Annotated in this window: 15 protein-coding genes, 1 tRNA gene and 1 pseudogene; 9 read left to right on the top strand and 8 right to left on the bottom strand. The window is 62.1% G+C overall.

Annotated features, from left to right (window positions below; translation table 11 throughout):
* Nucleotides 1-7 precede the first annotated feature (7 nt).
* The gene (locus BSY17_RS08980; RefSeq protein ID WP_069065257.1) at nt 8-661 is read left to right on the top strand and encodes a DUF4136 domain-containing protein; all 654 of its coding nucleotides are present in this window, start codon (nt 8-10) and stop codon (nt 659-661) included.
* An 86-nt stretch (nt 662-747) separates the two neighbouring features.
* Here the strand turns inward: BSY17_RS08980 and BSY17_RS08975 are convergent, their stop codons facing one another.
* From BSY17_RS08975 to BSY17_RS08960, 4 genes are read right to left on the bottom strand one after another with little or no spacing between them, the layout of a single operon-like run.
* The gene (locus BSY17_RS08975) at nt 748-1,434 is read right to left on the bottom strand and encodes a pentapeptide repeat-containing protein (RefSeq protein ID WP_069065256.1); all 687 of its coding nucleotides are present in this window, start codon (nt 1,432-1,434) and stop codon (nt 748-750) included.
* Nucleotides 1,431-1,982: an LptA/OstA family protein gene (locus BSY17_RS08970; protein ID WP_069065255.1), complete on the bottom strand. Its 552-nt coding sequence runs from the start codon at nt 1,980-1,982 to the stop codon at nt 1,431-1,433. The genes BSY17_RS08975 and BSY17_RS08970 overlap by 4 nt, the downstream gene beginning before the upstream one ends.
* Nucleotides 1,982-2,629, bottom strand: coding sequence for an LPS export ABC transporter periplasmic protein LptC (locus BSY17_RS08965; RefSeq protein WP_069065254.1), 648 nt, complete (start codon nt 2,627-2,629; stop codon nt 1,982-1,984). The genes BSY17_RS08970 and BSY17_RS08965 overlap by 1 nt, the downstream gene beginning before the upstream one ends.
* Before the next feature lie 15 nt (nt 2,630-2,644).
* Nucleotides 2,645-3,262 carry a ribonuclease D gene (locus BSY17_RS08960; protein ID WP_037473566.1) on the bottom strand — a complete coding sequence of 206 codons (618 nt, stop codon included), beginning with the start codon at nt 3,260-3,262 and terminating at the stop codon, nt 2,645-2,647.
* Between the two features lie 258 nt (nt 3,263-3,520).
* Between BSY17_RS08960 and BSY17_RS22085 the strand changes: the two genes are divergently transcribed.
* The 3 genes from BSY17_RS22085 to BSY17_RS20910 all read left to right on the top strand — a co-directional run bounded on the left by BSY17_RS22085 (nt 3,521) and on the right by BSY17_RS20910 (nt 6,713).
* Entirely contained in the window at nt 3,521-4,393 is an 873-nt protein-coding gene (locus BSY17_RS22085) for a cold-shock protein (protein WP_069065253.1), read from the top strand.
* 485 nt (nt 4,394-4,878) lie between these two features.
* Nucleotides 4,879-5,787, top strand: a complete 909-nt coding sequence (locus BSY17_RS21255) for a retron St85 family effector protein (protein WP_150125758.1) — start codon at nt 4,879-4,881, stop codon at nt 5,785-5,787.
* Nucleotides 5,784-6,713: a retron St85 family RNA-directed DNA polymerase gene (locus tag BSY17_RS20910; protein ID WP_083217089.1), complete on the top strand. Its 930-nt coding sequence runs from the start codon at nt 5,784-5,786 to the stop codon at nt 6,711-6,713. Before BSY17_RS21255 ends, BSY17_RS20910 begins: the two co-directional genes overlap by 4 nt.
* A 289-nt stretch (nt 6,714-7,002) precedes the next feature.
* On the opposite strand, the gene BSY17_RS08945 is transcribed toward BSY17_RS20910, so the two are convergent.
* The gene (locus BSY17_RS08945) at nt 7,003-8,412 is read right to left on the bottom strand and encodes a helix-turn-helix domain-containing protein (protein ID WP_069065251.1); all 1,410 of its coding nucleotides are present in this window, start codon (nt 8,410-8,412) and stop codon (nt 7,003-7,005) included.
* A gap of 138 nt (nt 8,413-8,550) precedes the next feature.
* On the opposite strand from BSY17_RS08945, the gene BSY17_RS21545 reads away from it, so the two are divergent.
* Nucleotides 8,551-8,724, top strand: a complete 174-nt coding sequence (locus tag BSY17_RS21545; RefSeq protein WP_171899211.1) for a hypothetical protein — start codon at nt 8,551-8,553, stop codon at nt 8,722-8,724.
* Between the two features lie 55 nt (nt 8,725-8,779).
* On the opposite strand, the pseudogene BSY17_RS08940 reads toward BSY17_RS21545, so the two are convergent.
* Both BSY17_RS08940 and BSY17_RS08935 read right to left on the bottom strand, forming a co-directional pair.
* A pseudogene (locus BSY17_RS08940) lies at nt 8,780-10,943 on the bottom strand (TonB-dependent receptor).
* 122 nt (nt 10,944-11,065) lie between these two features.
* Nucleotides 11,066-11,998 (bottom strand): LysR family transcriptional regulator, encoded by a 933-nt coding sequence (locus tag BSY17_RS08935; RefSeq protein ID WP_069065250.1) that lies wholly within the window; start codon nt 11,996-11,998, stop codon nt 11,066-11,068.
* Nucleotides 11,999-12,084: 86 nt separating this feature from the next.
* Between BSY17_RS08935 and BSY17_RS08930 the strand changes: the two genes are divergently transcribed.
* Nucleotides 12,085-12,158, top strand: a tRNA-Gly gene (locus BSY17_RS08930).
* 17 nt (nt 12,159-12,175) lie between these two features.
* On the opposite strand, the gene BSY17_RS08925 is transcribed toward BSY17_RS08930, so the two are convergent.
* Nucleotides 12,176-13,165 carry a LacI family DNA-binding transcriptional regulator gene (locus tag BSY17_RS08925; RefSeq protein WP_069065249.1) on the bottom strand — a complete coding sequence of 330 codons (990 nt, stop codon included), beginning with the start codon at nt 13,163-13,165 and terminating at the stop codon, nt 12,176-12,178.
* Nucleotides 13,166-13,278: 113 nt separating this feature from the next.
* On the opposite strand from BSY17_RS08925, the gene BSY17_RS08920 reads away from it, so the two are divergent.
* From BSY17_RS08920 to BSY17_RS08910, 3 genes are all read left to right on the top strand, one after another.
* On the top strand, nt 13,279-13,467 hold the full coding sequence (locus BSY17_RS08920; protein ID WP_069065248.1) for a DUF4169 family protein: 189 nt from the start codon (nt 13,279-13,281) through the stop codon (nt 13,465-13,467).
* A 100-nt stretch (nt 13,468-13,567) separates the two neighbouring features.
* Nucleotides 13,568-14,785, top strand: coding sequence for an argininosuccinate synthase (locus BSY17_RS08915; protein ID WP_069065247.1), 1,218 nt, complete (start codon nt 13,568-13,570; stop codon nt 14,783-14,785).
* Between the two features lie 253 nt (nt 14,786-15,038).
* Complete coding sequence (locus BSY17_RS08910) at nt 15,039-15,683, top strand: EF-hand domain-containing protein (protein ID WP_069066869.1); 645 nt, start codon at nt 15,039-15,041, stop codon at nt 15,681-15,683.
* Nucleotides 15,684-15,739: the final 56 nt, after the last annotated feature.

Here is a 15,739-nt window from a genome sequence, read left to right as displayed (position 1 = left end):
CAGAAAAATGACCCGTTTCAAAAAGTTCGGTCTGTTCGCAGCGCCTGCCCTAGCGCTGGTTGCGCTGTCGGGCTGCGCCACGCCGTTCAAGGCCGATGTCGCCCGTTTCCAGCAGCTCCCGGCCCCCGCGGGTCAGAGCTACACTATCGTCGCCGACAATCCGCAACTCGCGGGCGGCCTCGAATTTGCCCATTATGCCGACATGGTCGGACAGCGTCTGGCGCAGACCGGCTATGTCCCGGCCAGCGATCCCGCGCGCGCCGACCTCATCGTCCGCGTTGCCTATGATGTCGACAATGGCCGCGAAAAGGTCCGCTCGACCGGCTTCGGCGGCGGTTATGGCGGCTTTGGCCCATGGGGCGGTGGCTTTGGCGGTCGTTGGGGTCGCCCCTGGGGCTATGGCTTCTATGATCCCTGGCTGTTCGGCGGCGGCGGTTTCAACGACGTGTCCAGCTACACCGTCTATACCAGCGACCTCAGCATGAAGATCGACCGCGCCGCCGACAATCGCCGCCTGTTCGAAGGCAAGGCGAGCGCCCAGTCGCTGTCCAACAAGCTGACCTATCTGGTCCCGAACCTGATCGACGCGATGTTCACCAACTTCCCCGGCCAGAATGGCGAGGATGTGAAGATCACCCTGCCGCCTGAAAAGAAGGGCTGACGCAGCACCCTATCGGGTCGGCTCCCAGCCATAGACCCTGACCCTGCCCGGTGCCTCGCAAGAGCGCCGGGCTTGTTTTTGTGCGGCTACAGAACCTTCAGCCCCAGTTCGCCCAGCAACTGGCTCGCCTGCGCGCGGGAGATCGTTGCGCCGCGAAAGCGGCTGGCATCGTTCAGCCGCAATCCGCCCAGATCCGCGCCGCGCAGATCCGCGCCATCGAACCTTGCATCGGCCAGATGCGCCTTGCGCAAGCTGCACTCCTCGAACCGGGCATCGCGAAAATCGCATTTGCGCAGGTCCGCCGCGCTGAAATCGATGCGTTGCAACACTTGCTTGCGAAAGGAAAAGCCGGGCAATTTGGCGTTGATCAGCAGCGTCTCGTCAAAGCGCAGGTCGAACGCCTTGATCTCCGACAGGTCGGCCCCGGTCAGCTTGCACCGTTCGAACACAGCCGCGCCCAACCGCGCCCCGCGCCACTGGCTGTTATTGAGGTCACAGGCGGCAAAGCGCGCTTCATTGAGGTCCGCGCCCACGAAATTCGCGAACGCCCCACGACAGGATCGCCACACCGTCCCCTCCAACCGCGCGCCGGTCCAATCTACGCGCCGCAACTGGCATGTCTCGAACGTCCAGCCGGGCAGGGCGAGCCCGCTCAGGTCCGCCCCCTCCAGATCGCAATCGATAAGGTGCAGCGGCAACGCCCCCGCCAGCAACGCCTCGACCTCTGCCCGACCCAGCACCCGGTCGCGCACAGCCCGCTCGGCGGGCGTCAATTCTTCCGCTGCGGCACGGTGAAGGTGCCCGACACGCGCCCGCTCGGACTCGTCGTCGATCCCGCCGCGCCGCCCGAAGACCGCCCGTCCACGGTCGATCGCCCGCTATTGAGGTCCATCACCAGCCGCCCGCCGGTCAGCCGATTGCCGCCCTGCGTCAGCGCGACATTGCCCAGCATCGTGATCAGCTTGCTGTTGAGGTCGTAAATGGCGACATTGCCGCGTGCGGTCTGGTCGCCCTTGGTCACCACGACATTGCCCGACGCGTCGATCCGGTCGATCTCCACGCCGCTCGTGCCGCTGCCCGGCTGGTTGCGATAGGCCACCGTCATGCGCGCGGCGTTCAGCGTCATGCCCGCCTGCGTCACTTCGACATTGCCCGACACCACGACGCGGTCGGCGCGGTCCTGCACCTCGATCCGGTCGGCGTTGAAATTGACGGGCGCATTGCTGTCATGATTCTGCATCACCTGCGCCCCCGCGCCCGCGAACATCATCCCGGCAGCGCCTACGGCACCGATCGTCAGCAAAAGGAAGGAGCGTGTCATCAGTTGCGCCCTTTGAGACCATTTTGTTCGATACGCAAGTTCGCCCGGCCATTCAACGTCACCGTCCGCGCGCCCAAGTCCGCTTCCAGATGGTCGGCACTGAACGTGCCGATCGGGATGCGCCCGTCGACCCGGCCCGCGCTCTGCATCCGCCGCGATTTGAGGTCGATGCCGACATCGCGCGTGGTCAGCCTGTATCCGCCCGCCGCCTCGAACTGCACCGGCCCCTCGATGCCGACCCGCTCGCTGTCCATATCATAGCGGCCCTTCTGCGCGCTCAGCACGGCAGGGCCATCGGACAGCAGGATGCGCGCCGACATGGCGTTCAAGTCCACGATCGGCTCGCGCGAGCTTTTCTGCACCGCCGACCCCGCGCGCAGCGAGAAGGGCTGCCCCTTGCTGTCCTCGCCGCGATAGAGCGCCTCGGTCACCCGCATCCGCTCCTTCGCCACATCGACCTTATTCTTGTCGAGGACGAAGCTCACCTTGTCCCCGCCGGTAAACGGCGCCGTCGCCAGCAACGCGCTCAGCACGCCGACGGCCACAGGCAGCCAGTTTTTGAGCAGCTTGACCATGCGGTCATGGCTGTCCCCCGGCTGCGCCCATTGGCGGCGCACATCGCGTTGCTGATCGGCCTGGACGGACACGGGGCTTCGACTTCCTTACATATGCGCGAAAATGTCGATCTCCGGCCACCCGGCCAGGTCGAGCGCGGCGCGGTGCGGCAGGAAGTCGAAACAGGCCTGCGCCAATTCCATCCGCCCTTCGCGCACCAGCCGCTTGTCCAGCTCGGCGCGCAACGCATGCAAATAGCGCACGTCGGACGCCGCATAATCCTTCTGCGCATCGCTCAGCACGGGGTTGCCCCAGTCGCTCGATTGCTGCTGCTTGCTGATGTCCTGGCCCAGCAATTCGCGCACCAGTTCTTTCAGCCCATGGCGGTCGGTATAGGTGCGGATCAGCCGCGACGCGATCTTGGTGCAATAGACGGGGGCTGCCACCACGCCCAGATAATGCTGGATCGCGGCGATATCGAACCGCCCGAAATGATAGAGTTTGAGCCGCTCCGGGTCGGCCAGCACGGCGCGCAGGTTCGGCGCGGCATAGTCGCTGCCCGGCTTGAACCGCACCAGATGCTCGTCGCCCTGGCCATCGCTTATCTGGACGACGCACAGGCGGTCGCGCGGGGTGATCAGCCCCATGGTTTCGGTATCGACGGCGATCGGGCCGGGGGCAAGTACGCCAGCGGGCAGATCTTCTTCATGGAAATGGACGGTCATATCCTCCCTCTATGGGTAAAGCGGACATATCGCAATCGACGCTTTGCGGCGGCGGAAAGAAGGGGAATATTACCCGCAAAGCACAGTGGTTTGCGCAAAAGGAACGGAACGGGACCGCCGCTGTTAAAATCGTTCGCGCTCCCCTGAAAATTTGATATAGTGATTCCCAAACCCGCCTTTGCGGTGGATTTTGCATGTCATTCGCCCGACATGCGTGTCCGAATGGTCTTGGGGCGAAGCGAAAGTGACTAACAGGGCATGAGTTTTGACAGAGGTCGCCGCGGCGGGCGCGGCAAGGACAAGCGCGACGGTTTCGGCGACGACAATTTCTACGATCAGGGTGCCGGTGGCGGCGGCGGTGGTCGCGGTGGTTTTGGCGGCGGCTTCGGCGGCGGCGGTGACCGCTTCGGCGGCGGCGGCGGTTTCGGTGGTGATCGTGGCGGCTTCGGCGGTGGCGCTGGCGGTGGTGATCGCGGCGGCTTCGGCGGCGGCGCACCGCGCGGTGGCGGCTTCGGCGGCGGCGGCGGTGGTTTCGGCGGCGGTGGCGGTCGTGGCGGCATGCCCGCGCAGGTCGTTGGCGAAGGCAGGGGCGTCGTCAAATTCTTCAACGGGCAAAAGGGCTTCGGCTTCATCGTTCGTGACGATGGCGGCGAAGACGTGTTCGTCCACATCAGCGCCGTGGAACAGGCTGGCCTGACCGGCCTCGCCGAAGGACAGCAGCTCGGCTTCACCCTGGTCGATCGTGGCGGCAAAGTGTCGGCGACCGATCTGGTCATCGACGGCGAACCGCTCCCCGTCACCGATCGCGGCCCGCCGCGCGAACCGCGCGAACCCCGCGCCGGTGGTTTCGGTGCAGCGCCCGGCGGTTTCGGCGGCGGTGCGGAACGTGGCGGCCCTCAGCGTCAGCTGACCGGCGAACGCTCCAGCGGCACGGTCAAATTCTTCAACGCGATGAAGGGCTTCGGCTTCATTCAGCGCGATGACGGCCAGCCCGACGCCTTCGTCCACATCAGCGCCGTCGAACGCGCCGGCATGGCCGCCCTCAACGAAGGCGACCGTCTCGACTTCGAACTGGAAGTAGACCGCCGCGGCAAATACGCCGCCGTCAACCTCCAGACGAAGGCCGACTAAACGGCCTCCTGACTGTCCCTGTTATGGGGAGAGGATAGAAAAAGGGTCGCCCCTTGGGGCGGCCCTTTTTTATTTGGGGTGGGTGCCGTCGCGCAATTTGTAGGCGTTTAACTGTGATTTTCCCGTGATTGGAAGCGCCTCGCCAACGGCAAAAGGCGGGTGAATTGCGTGAAGCGGAAATGAACAATAAAAGGGTCTTAAGGCGCAGTAAGTCAGCCTGTATGATTATCGTACAGTAAGATTACTGGCAACTTATGGGTTGACTAAACCCAACCGTACGCTATCAAGGCTAACCATTTACGCGTATCGCCCTTTTTAGGGTGTGTCTGGTGTTTCGCTGGACCTAATTTGATTGCCGAGTTTTATCGGTGCGAAAGAGGGTGATGTCTCATCGCCTCCGGTCGCTACGCTCGATAAGACATCACCCTCTTTCTCACCTTCACAGGTAAATGGTGGCTTTTCATCCAGATAATCTCTTGGTTAGCATGAAGCCCGATACTCTACGGGTTCATGCTCCAAACCAAGTAGTCTTCCTCTGCGGAGGAGCTATCGATGATAAATTATTAGCGCCAATCGTCCTTCGTGACGCATTTCATCGAATGGCCATTTCGTCTGGAGTGCCTTATAATATCGTTCTTGCTGAAGCGGCGCAGCCGCTAACGAGTGATGCCGGATACAAAGACTTGTTCAGCTTTGAGTCTGACATTGCTCAAGTTGTTGGTCTAATATTGTTATTTGCTGAAAGTGCAGGCAGTTTAGCTGAGTTAGGTGCGTTTGCTGCATTAAATACTATCGCCCCAAATCTCCTAGCTGTTTTGGATGATTATTTTTACAACCAAGTTTCATTTATTAGAAACGGTCCTGTAAAATACTTGGAGCATCGTTACGGCGATGAATGGATTCATGTTTTAGATCGATTGGAGGTCGGTATCGATGATACTGGCAGTATCGCTTCTCTAAATGTTGCTAATTTCTCAGCTAGTATGTTGCCTGCAGTTCAAGCGCGCTTGGACGCCAAGGCAAAATGGACAAAATTCGATCCTGCAAACAGCGGTCATGCAATCCTATTAATGGTAGGATTATGTAGAGAAATGGGCGCTCTCACGCAAACCGAAATCAAGCGGCATCTCCAGAGATTTGAGGTGCAAGACATTCGGTTTGACAGCTTTTTCTACTGCGCTCATTTGCTGGGTTGGCTGGACCGAGTTCGAAAAGGCAACCACATTTTTTATGTCGCAACCGGCGGTGACAGCGCGTTGGACTATTCGCTTGATGAAGCCGCACCCTTCAGAGAAAAGATACGATGGCGCAACGATATCAGGATGTTTTGGAAGGCCAATGATGCTCCGCGGTTCAATGCGATCGTAAGCCTCACAGCGGTTTCCAAAAGATGAGTGATCTAGTAAATTTGTTCGTTGCTGAAAGTGGCATGGCTCACGATGACGTCTTGCGGATCATCAGGAGTGCGCCTCAACGGTACAAGGTTTTTTCGATACCAAAACGATCTGGGGGGACTAGAGAGATCGCCCAACCCGCGAGGGAACTGAAAGTTCTACAACGGGTGTTGGTTGATTCTATCCTATGTAATTTGCCCGTTCACTCGGCAGCGACGGCATATCGGAAGGGGCGCTCGATTCTCGACAATGCGATCCCTCATAAGGGTGGCCTGCCGATACTGAAATTGGACTTTGAGAATTTTTTCCCATCCATTGTTGCAGATGATTGGATTAATTATTGCAATGATCACGATATTTTCGATAATAATGATCGTCTAATGTCGGCGAAAATACTATTTCGGCGCGCAAAAGGGGAAAGAATACTGAAGTTATCGATAGGGGCGCCATCGTCGCCTATTGTTTCCAATATTTTGATGTTTGAATTTGATACGCTCGTTACCGAATCGGCAAATAAGAGACGTCTAAATTATACCCGTTATGCAGATGATATGACATTTTCTGGGCAGCGTGCGGGAATGCTTAAAGATATGGTGAAAGAGGTTGCGAGTGCTGCGCGATCAGTTTCATATCCTCGACTTAACTTAAATCGTTCTAAGACGACATTCGTTACTGCTGCCACAAGGAGGTCCGTAACCGGCGTCGTTTTATCGAATGATGGCGAGGTTGGAATTGGCCACCAGCGGAAAAGAATTATTTCTGCGAAGGTCCATTATTCGACGCAAGGAAAATTGAACATTGACCAGTTGCGCACATTGGCGGGAGAACTGGCATTTATAAATGTGGTAGAACCAGCATTTTTATCTTGGCTAAGTGCAAAATACGGCGAACCCGCCATTGAAAAAATCAAGCACCTTGAAATCTAGCACATGAACGTCGGTGCAGGCGCTAGCTATCTGAGTGCCTGCACTTCAAACCGGACGCTCCGCAATCGGCCATAAATTCCCTGTCCTACACACGCCAACCCGTGCGACAATCGCCCCGCTCTTTCTCCCAGTCCGTCCCCGCGCACCCATGCACCCGCCCCCCGCACTTCGCAAAAATTCTCCTATTGCGAAATCCACGCCACCCGTCCGTCCCCCAGCAATTGCGTGGCCTGCGACGGTGTGAACTTCGCACATTTGGCAAAGGCGCAGCGTCCGCCGCGCCGCCCTCTCAAACCCGCCGAAACGGAAACGGCGCGACCGTCCGCTCATAGCTGTGCAAATCCAGCGCCCGCGTCACCGGCGGCAGGGTCCGGTCCGCGCAGGCGCGCCGTTCGCATAGCGGGCAGGTCGGCCCCACCTCCGTCGCGCCGTCCTTGTCCGGGTCGATGCCGTCGGCATGGACGATCCGCCCCCCATGTTTCGCCTCGCACCCGATCGCGATCACTGATCGGCCGCGCGCGCCCGGTGCGCCCGCTATCCCCATCGCCAGCGTGACGAAGCGCCGCCCGTCCAGCGTCTCGATCAACTGGTACGCCACCGTGTCGCTCGCCGCCGCGTCATACGCGTCCCAGCGCGGACACGCCCCGCCATAGCGGGCAAAGGGCCAGGCCTCGCCATCGAACCGCTTGGACACCAGCCCCGCCCGGTCCATCTTGACCATGAAGAAGGGGATGCCCCGCGCCCCCGTGCGCCCCAGGCTGGTCAGCCGATGGGCCAGCTGTTCGGTCGACACCCCGAACCGGTCGCGCAGCAGGGCCAGGTCGTGGCGGCTCTGCTCGCACGCCTGGCGGAACCGATCATAGGGCATGATCAGCGCCGCGGCGGCATAGTTGGTCAGCGCCATAGTGGCGATGCGGCGGCTATCTTCGTCGGGCGGCGCGGCCCGCGCGACCTGCGCCGCGATCGCCTCGGCCAGTTCCTGCGCGCACAGATGATAGGCGATGGCGAACAGCCGCCCGGACGCTGGCAGCCGCTCGTTCAGCATCAACCGCCGCCGGTGCATGTCATAATGGCGCAGCGTCCCCGCCAGCACATCGGCGCGCACCACCTGCACCGCCATGCCATGCCGGTCCTTCAACCGCGCGCGCAATTCCGCCTGCAACAGCGCCGGATCGTCGCTCATCGTCGCGGCCAGGCTCTCCGCCCCCGCATCGATCTCCGCGAAATGATTGCCCGCCCGCGCGATCATCTCGCGCAACCAGTCCACCGGCGCAACCAGCGGCGCCGGGCCGCGCGCGCCCGCGACCGCCTCGCCCGGCAAGCGCCGCAAATCGGTCAGCGCGCGATAGAATCGGGCGAGCGCTTCGGACACGCCCGGATAATTTTCCGCGACCTCCAGCACCTCGTCGCGCGCGATCCCAATGTCCCGCACCAGCGCATCGGACAAAATTTCGCTGAGTTCGCCGGGACCACCCTCGGCCGGAGTCGCGGTAAAGTCACGAATATCGATGTCATAAGTATTGGCCAGCCGCAGCAGCATTTGTGCCGTCAGTGGCCGCTGGTTGCGCTCCAAATGATTGAGATAGCTGGGAGAAACCCCCAATTCCTCGGCCATGCGCGTCTGGTTGAGGCCCAGTTCCCGGCGCAGCACGCGCAATTTGGGGCCAAGATAGAGTTTGCGATCGGTCAGCTCTGCCATATGGTCATATTGTCATAGAATGACAATTATACCAAATCCAATCATGACACGCGGCCACTAACCGTCCTTCAAACGCTCAACCCTTGTCCGTATCGCTGTACGCAAGCCGATGAACGGCGCATCTGAAAGGACAAGGACATGACCACCGACACCACCGGCCATCCCCAGCCCGCCCGTTCGCGCGCGGTCTTCTCGCCCGAAGATTTCGGCCTGATCCGCACCGCCATCGCCCATTATCTGCGCGAGGTTCAGGACCAGCCCGAATCAGTCAAATATGCCAATCTTTACCACCGGCTTGGTCGGGTCGCCTGACGCCCGGCCGTCCAGGGGCGCAGGTTGACCCCACCTGTGCCCCTGGATACCCGCCTTACAGCGAAAAGCGCGCCGTCACCCGAATGTCACGCCCGGCCAGCGGCGCGAAATCCTTGAGCACGCTGGCATGCCGCCGCGCCTCGACATCGAAGATATTATTGGCCGACAGCATCAACGTCGTCCGGTCATTGCCTGCGAACGGCTTGAACGAGAGCGACGCATTGACCAGCGTATAGGCGTCGGTCGGCGTCTCATAATCGGCGATCCGCTCCTGCGCGAAGGCATGTTCGATCTCTGCCCGCGCCGACAGTCGGTCGCCGCGCGCTTCCACCCCGCCCAGCAGTCGCAACGGCGGAATGCGCGGTGCCGGGCCATTGCCCTTGATATGCGCGCGCACATAATCGGCCACGCCATCGACATTGATCGCATAGCCGCCGACCTGCGCCAGCTTGACCGACGCCTCGGCCTCGAACCCGTAATAGCGCGCATCGGCCTGGGCATAGGCGAAGCAGGGGAATTCCAGGTCCGCCCCGCCATTGGCCGCCTGGCACACGCTATCGTCGACGATCGCGTCATAGATATAGCCGTCGAACCAGTTGTGGAACGCGGCCAGGCTGATGCTGTAGCCGTCGCCTCCGCCGCGCAACGTGCCTTCCACGCCCCAGCTGCGTTCCTTGCCGAAATCAGGATTGCCGAGTTCAAATGCCTGCGTCCCGGCATGATTGCCGCGCGCGAACAATTCCTCCGCCGACGGCGCCCGTTCGCTGCGCGACAGGTTCAGGCCTGCGCGCCAGCCCGGCATGATCGCCTGGCTGATGCCGAGCGATCCAGACAGCGCGTTGAAGCTGCGCTGACGACCATCGACGAACAGATCGGCGTCGGGATCGGCCTTCAGGTCGGTATGTTCATAGCGCGCCCGCCTCCAGCCGCGTGTCGCCCAGATCGAGCGACTGGAGGGTGAAGACGCCCAACTGATTGGTCTCATTCTTCGGCAGGAACTTCTCTTCGCCATCCGCCTGGAACCGGCGGGTGAAGAATTGCGCGCCGAACGCCCCGTCCCAACCGCCGCGCTTGGCCTGGATGAATTCCAGGCGGCTTTCCATCGACTGATTCTTGAACGTCGTTCCGACTTCGCCCGTCGGTTCGATTTCCTGATGCTGATAATCGGCCCAGCCCGCGCGCAGGCGGATGCTGTCGAGGAACCCGCCACCCGTCGCCACTTCCCCGCGCAGGTCGGCGCGGGTCTGACGCATGGACAAGGTCACATCCTCATGGCTGTGGCCTTCTTCCTCTTCATGGCCATGCTCTTCGCCCTCATGGTCATGATCATGCTCTTCCGTCACGTCGATCCGCGACGGCACGCCATAACGGTTCTCGGTGTGCGACACCGATACGCCCAGATTGCCGCCATCGCCGATATAGGCAAAGCCGCCCGCCACTTCCCAAGTCTCGGCCGCCGTGTTGGGCAGCTTGCCCTTCCACATCCCGTCTTCACGGATTTCGGCGTCGTCCGACTGCGCCGCCAGCGCACGCTGCGGCTTGGACAGGATATAGCCGCCGGTGCGCAGATCGTCGCTCTTGCTCCAACTGCCATCAAGATGGACGACGAAATTCTCCGCCAACGGCGCTTCGATCTCGCCGCTCACCGTCCGCTCATTGGCCGCGCTGCCATAGGTCGCGAGGCCTTCGACATGCACCGGCTCGTCGGGCACGCGGCGGGGGATACGGGTGTCGATCACATTGACCACGCCGCCGATCGCCGACGAACCATAAAGCAGGGCAGCAGGGCCGCGCAGTATCTCGATCCGGTCGGCGGTCAGCGGGTTGATCGCCACCGCATGATCGACCGACGTATTCGATACGTCGAAACTGCCGATCCCATCGGTCAGGATGCGCACCCGCTCCCCCTGAAAGCCGCGCAGGATCGGGCGGGATGCATTGGGACCGAAGGACGTCGCCGACACGCCCGGCTGCCGCGCCAGCGTCTCGCCGATCGTGGTGCGCAATTGCTGGGTCAGCTTGTCACCGGTCAGGACGGTGGTGCCGGACAGGATATCGCCCTGCCTACGCGGGATCAGCGCGGTGACGACAATGTCGGCGCGATTGTCATGATAAGCCTGGTCCGGCGCTTGCGGGTCAGGCGCCTGCGCGAAAGCCGCGGGCGCGACACATAGGGCGGACAGGGCGCAACCAGCACGCAAAGAAAAGAGGCGGGACATCAACGATGGTCATCCTTGGCAACGGGAAGAATGAGACCCTGTAACCAATATGATATGGTATATCAATATCGGCTCGTCGCTTTTCCGTTGCAGCGCAGCATTCGCGCTACGATCTCCGACGGTTACAAGAAGAGAAAGTCCGCCAGCGCCTCGACCGCCGGGGTTTCCGCGGCATCGGGCCGCACCGCCTGGCGAATCTCGACTGCGGGCAGGGGCATGTCGAGCGCGATCCGCTTGATGCCCTCCATCCGGCCCAGATCACGCGCCAGCGGACCGAAGGCCGCGAACAGGCCTACACTGTCCCGCAGGGCCGCCATGATCGCCGCCATATTGTCGCTTTCTAACGCCACCGGCCCCGACCGGACCTTGCGCTTGGCCAGCGCCGCCTCGATCACCGCGCGCATGGCGTTATCGCGCTCCATCGCCAGCATCGGCGCTGCGGCCAGATCGGCGCGCGATACGCTCTGCGACCGTGCAAATGGATGATCCGCCCCCGCATATATATTGACCGGCTCCGACCAGCCATAGCGCGACGGAAAATCCGCTGGTGCTTCCAGTGCATAGAAATAGGCGATGTCGGCGCGCCCCCTTTTGAGCGCCGCATCCGCATCCGCCGCCGACTGGACATGCAGGTCGAGCGCGATCGCCACGTCCTCGTTCGCCGCCTCGAACGCTGCCAAGGCGTCCTGCAAATGGCCGAACACCGGCGCGGGCGCGGCCAGCATGATGGTGCGGCGCGGCGGCTCGGCGGCAATAGGGGCAGGGGGCGGCATCGGGGCAGCGGCCACGGCAGCGGGAGCCGGGCGGTCCCAATCATCCGCCTTGTCCTGCGACAGCAACGTCATCGCCTCGGCCGTCTTGCGTCCGGCCGGGGTCAACCGCGCCGCGCCCTCCAGATCCTCGAACAAGCGATAGCCCAGCCGCATTTCCAACGATGCCAGGTCGCGCGCAATCTCTTCGGCCGACAGCCCCATGTCATTGGCACAACGCGCCAAATTCCCCGCCGCCACCATCTGCGCAAAAAGATCCAACTGGCGCAGGGATGGTGTGTCCATCCCCGCCTGATAGAGGAAATGCCAGGCCGGTGTAAGCGCGATCTTGACGAAGCCCGCCCAATGATGGCAGGGCGCTCTCCTGCCGGGCGGGTATAGCTCAATGGTAGAGCACTAGCCTTCCAAGCTTGTGATGCGGGTTCGATCCCCGCTACCCGCTCCAGCGTTTTCCCAGAGAAATCAGCCCGGCTTCGGCCCCGAACTCTTCCGTTCCATCAGCGTGAACAGAAATTCCGGCGCATCCTCCGGGCCGCTGGCGAGTGCGTCGATGACGGCGCGGCCCATATCCTCCAGCGGTTGGCGCACGGTCGTCAGCGGCGGCCAGGATGTCAGGCTGGCCGGGGTATCGTCGAAGCCGACCACCGAAAGATCTTCCGGCACCCGCAAACCGATCTGATGCGCCAGCGTCAGCACGCCCAGCGCCATATCGTCATTGGTGGCAAAGATCGCGCTTGGCGGCTCAGGCAGGGCCAGCAAGGCCTCGCCCGCCGCAATGCCCGATGCAAAAGTAAAGCCGCCGTCGACGAACAGACTCTCGTCGACGGGCACCGCCGCTGCGGTCAGCCCGTCGCGAAACCCTTCGACCCGGCGCAAGGCCGACCGGTGCTTGGCAGGCGGCGTGATGATGCCGATCCGGCGATGGCCATGGGCGATCAGATGGTCCGCGACCATGCGTCCGGCGGCACGTTCGGGCGTGTGGATATTGAAGCCCGCCCCGACCACCGACCCCGCGATACGCGCACAGGGCAGGCGCAACTCGGCGAGGCGCGCAAGCATCGCTGCATCATCGGACAAGGGCGGCACCAGCAAGACGCCATCGGGGCGCAAGGCCGCCACCAGTCGGTCGAGCACATCGAACCGCTCCTCGCCGCCCGGCGAAATGGGTTCCACGACCAGATGATAACCCAACTCCCGGCAACGCGCGGCGGCCCCCGACTGGATGCCGCTGATGTAACCGGGCGCGGGATTGCTGTAGAGATAGGCGATCATGAACGACCGCCCGCCCGCCAAACGCCGCGCCGACTGGTTGGGCCGATAGCCCAGTTCGCGCACCGCCGCCTGCACTCGCTCGCGCAATTCGGCACTGACATTGGGGGCATCGTTGACGACGCGCGACACCGTCTTGATCGAAACTTTGGCGAGGGCGGCGACGTCGTGGATGCTGGTCATGAATATCTGGCTCGAAACAACGGAAACACCGCTCATGCGGGGGGAAGGCGGCGCTTGGCAAGGCGCGATCATGCGCCCTATGCTGCCCATCGCCAACATAGGGATGGGCAGAGATGGGTGACGTGATCAATCTGCGCCAGGCGCGCAAAGCCAAGGCGCGGGACGACAAGGCCCAGCAGGCCGAGGCCAACCGCGCCAAATTCGGCCGCACCAAGGCGCAGCGACAGGCGGATGACACCCAGCGCGCGCGGCAGGAGGCTGCGGTCGACGCGGCCTATCGGGAGGATCGCACCCCCGAATAAGGCCGAGCCGCCCGACCCTGTTCCGGTTGCGCTTTTGCCCCTTGCCTGATACCGGCGCGCGCATCATCCGCGCCATTCCCGAACAGAAGAGTCGCCCACCATGTCTGACAAGATCAACCGCATCGTCCTCGCCTTTTCCGGTGGCCTCGACACCAGCGTGATCCTGAAATGGCTGCAACAGACCTATCAATGCGAAGTAGTGACCTTCACCGCCGATCTGGGGCAGGGCGAGGAACTGGAGCCGGCCCGTGCCAAGGCGCGGCTGATGGGCGTCAAGGAAGAGCATATCTTCATCGACGACCTGCGCGAAGAGTTCGTGGCGGACTATGTGTTCCCGATGATGCGCTCCAACGCGCTCTATGAAGGCCTCTATCTGCTCGGCACGTCGATCGCCCGGCCGCTGATCGCCAAGCGCCAGATCGAGATCGCCAAGATGGTCGGCGCCGATGCCGTCAGCCATGGCGCGACGGGCAAGGGCAATGACCAGGTCCGCTTTGAACTCGGCTATTACGCCCTCTCGCCCGACATCAAGGTGATCGCGCCGTGGCGCGAATGGGATTTGACCAGCCGCACCAAGCTGATCGAGTTCGCCGAAAAGAACCAGATCCCGATCGCCAAGGACAAGCGTGGCGAAAGCCCCTTTTCGACCGATGCGAACATGCTGCACACCTCGTCCGAGGGCAAGGTGCTGGAAGATCCGTGGGATGAAGTCCCCGATTATGTTTATTCGCGCACGGTGAACCCGGAGGACGCGCCCGACGCGCCCGAATATATCACCATTGATTTTGAGCGCGGCGACGGCGTCGCGATCAACGGTGTCGCCATGAGCCCCGCGACCCTGCTCGAAACGCTGAACGATTATGGCCGCAAGCACGGCATCGGCCGTCTCGATCTCGTCGAAAACCGCTTCGTCGGCATGAAATCGCGCGGCATGTATGAAACGCCGGGCGGCACCATCTATCATCTCGCCCATCGCGGCATCGAGCAGGTGACGCTGGATCGCGGCGCGGCGCATCTGAAGGACGAACTCGCCCCGCGCTATGCCGAACTCATCTATAACGGCTTCTGGTTCTCGCCGGAGCGTGAGATGCTGCAGGCGGCGATCGACCATAGCCAGGAAAAGGTCACCGGTACGGTTCGCCTCAAACTCTACAAGGGCGGCGTCTATATCGTCGGCCGCAAGTCGCCACACTCGCTCTACAGCGAGAAGGTCGTGACGTTCGAGGACGATGCCGGTGCCTATGACCAGCGCGACGCGGCCGGCTTCATCAAGCTGAACGCCCTGCGCCTGCGCCTGCTCGGCCGACGCGACCAGTAAAGCAGGATTCATCCAACCTCGTCATTCCCGCGAAGGCGGGAATCCATCTCCGGCGCTATCCCACGATGCGAGGTAGGGAGGTGGATCTCCGCCTTCGCGGAGATGACGACCGGGGAAAATCTCTATCATCCCTGTTACACGTTGCGACAAAGTCATGCGTGCTGTGACATAGTTGCGGGACAAGTTGGGCCGATAAGCATCTTCAAGGACGGCGAAACGTCGTTCCGCACAGATGCTTTGGAAGGAACAGGACATGATCCGCAAGTTTTTTGGAACCGTCGCGCTCGGCTCGCTCTTTGTCGGCGGCCTCGCTGCGTCGCACGTCGCTTTCGCCCAGCCGGGCGATGGTCCCGGTCGTGGTGGCCGTGGTGGTGGCATGATGAGGATGGCCGACACCAACAAGGATGGCACGATCACGAAGGCGGAACTGACCGCCGGGCTGGAAGCGCGCTTCGCCAAGATGGATATCGACAAGGACGGCAAGCTGACCCAGGCCGATCGCGATGCGATGCGCGCCCAGCGACTCGACATGCGCTTTGCCAAGCTGGACACCGACAAGAACGGCCAGATCAGTAAGGCGGAAATGGCCGCCGCGCAGGAGGCCAAGGCAGAAAAGCGCGCCGAAGCGGGCAAGCCCGGCGGGCCGGAAGGTCGCCATTGGGGCGGTCGCCATCATGGCGGCCCCGGCAAGGGCGGCAAGATGATGGGCGGTCGCGGCGACGCCAACAAGGATGGCACCGTGACCAAGGCCGAATTCATGGCCGGACCTATGGCCATGTTCGACAAGGCCGACGCCAATAAGGATGGCCAGGTGACCGCCGACGAAATCAAGGCCGCGCGTCAGGCGATGCGTAGCGCCTGGAAGGACCGCAAGGCCGCCGCTCCGTCCGCCAACTGATCGAACACCCCCGTTCACGGGTCCAGGCCCGGCATTCCCCTGCCATCCCTGAACCG

This window comes from Sphingobium sp. RAC03, from assembly GCF_001713415.1.
Taxonomy (GTDB): domain Bacteria; phylum Pseudomonadota; class Alphaproteobacteria; order Sphingomonadales; family Sphingomonadaceae; genus Sphingobium.
This window is presented reverse-complemented; position numbering and strand designations above follow the sequence as displayed.

Coding starts and splice junctions, on each gene's coding strand:
- BSY17_RS08980 (WP_069065257.1), top strand. CDS start 8: ATGACCCGTTTCAAAAAGTTCGGTCTGTTCGCAGCGCCTGCCCTAGCG.
- BSY17_RS08915 (WP_069065247.1), top strand. CDS start 13,568: ATGTCTGACAAGATCAACCGCATCGTCCTCGCCTTTTCCGGTGGCCTC.
- BSY17_RS08970 (WP_069065255.1), bottom strand. CDS start 1,982: ATGACACGCTCCTTCCTTTTGCTGACGATCGGTGCCGTAGGCGCTGCC.
- BSY17_RS08945 (WP_069065251.1), bottom strand. CDS start 8,412: ATGGCAGAGCTGACCGATCGCAAACTCTATCTTGGCCCCAAATTGCGC.
- BSY17_RS08935 (WP_069065250.1), bottom strand. CDS start 11,998: ATGGACACACCATCCCTGCGCCAGTTGGATCTTTTTGCGCAGATGGTG.
- BSY17_RS08960 (WP_037473566.1), bottom strand. CDS start 3,262: ATGACCGTCCATTTCCATGAAGAAGATCTGCCCGCTGGCGTACTTGCC.
- BSY17_RS21255 (WP_150125758.1), top strand. CDS start 4,879: ATGAAGCCCGATACTCTACGGGTTCATGCTCCAAACCAAGTAGTCTTC.
- BSY17_RS21545 (WP_171899211.1), top strand. CDS start 8,551: ATGACCACCGACACCACCGGCCATCCCCAGCCCGCCCGTTCGCGCGCG.
- BSY17_RS08920 (WP_069065248.1), top strand. CDS start 13,279: ATGGGTGACGTGATCAATCTGCGCCAGGCGCGCAAAGCCAAGGCGCGG.
- BSY17_RS08910 (WP_069066869.1), top strand. CDS start 15,039: ATGATCCGCAAGTTTTTTGGAACCGTCGCGCTCGGCTCGCTCTTTGTC.
- BSY17_RS08925 (WP_069065249.1), bottom strand. CDS start 13,165: ATGACCAGCATCCACGACGTCGCCGCCCTCGCCAAAGTTTCGATCAAG.
- BSY17_RS22085 (WP_069065253.1), top strand. CDS start 3,521: ATGAGTTTTGACAGAGGTCGCCGCGGCGGGCGCGGCAAGGACAAGCGC.
- BSY17_RS20910 (WP_083217089.1), top strand. CDS start 5,784: ATGAGTGATCTAGTAAATTTGTTCGTTGCTGAAAGTGGCATGGCTCAC.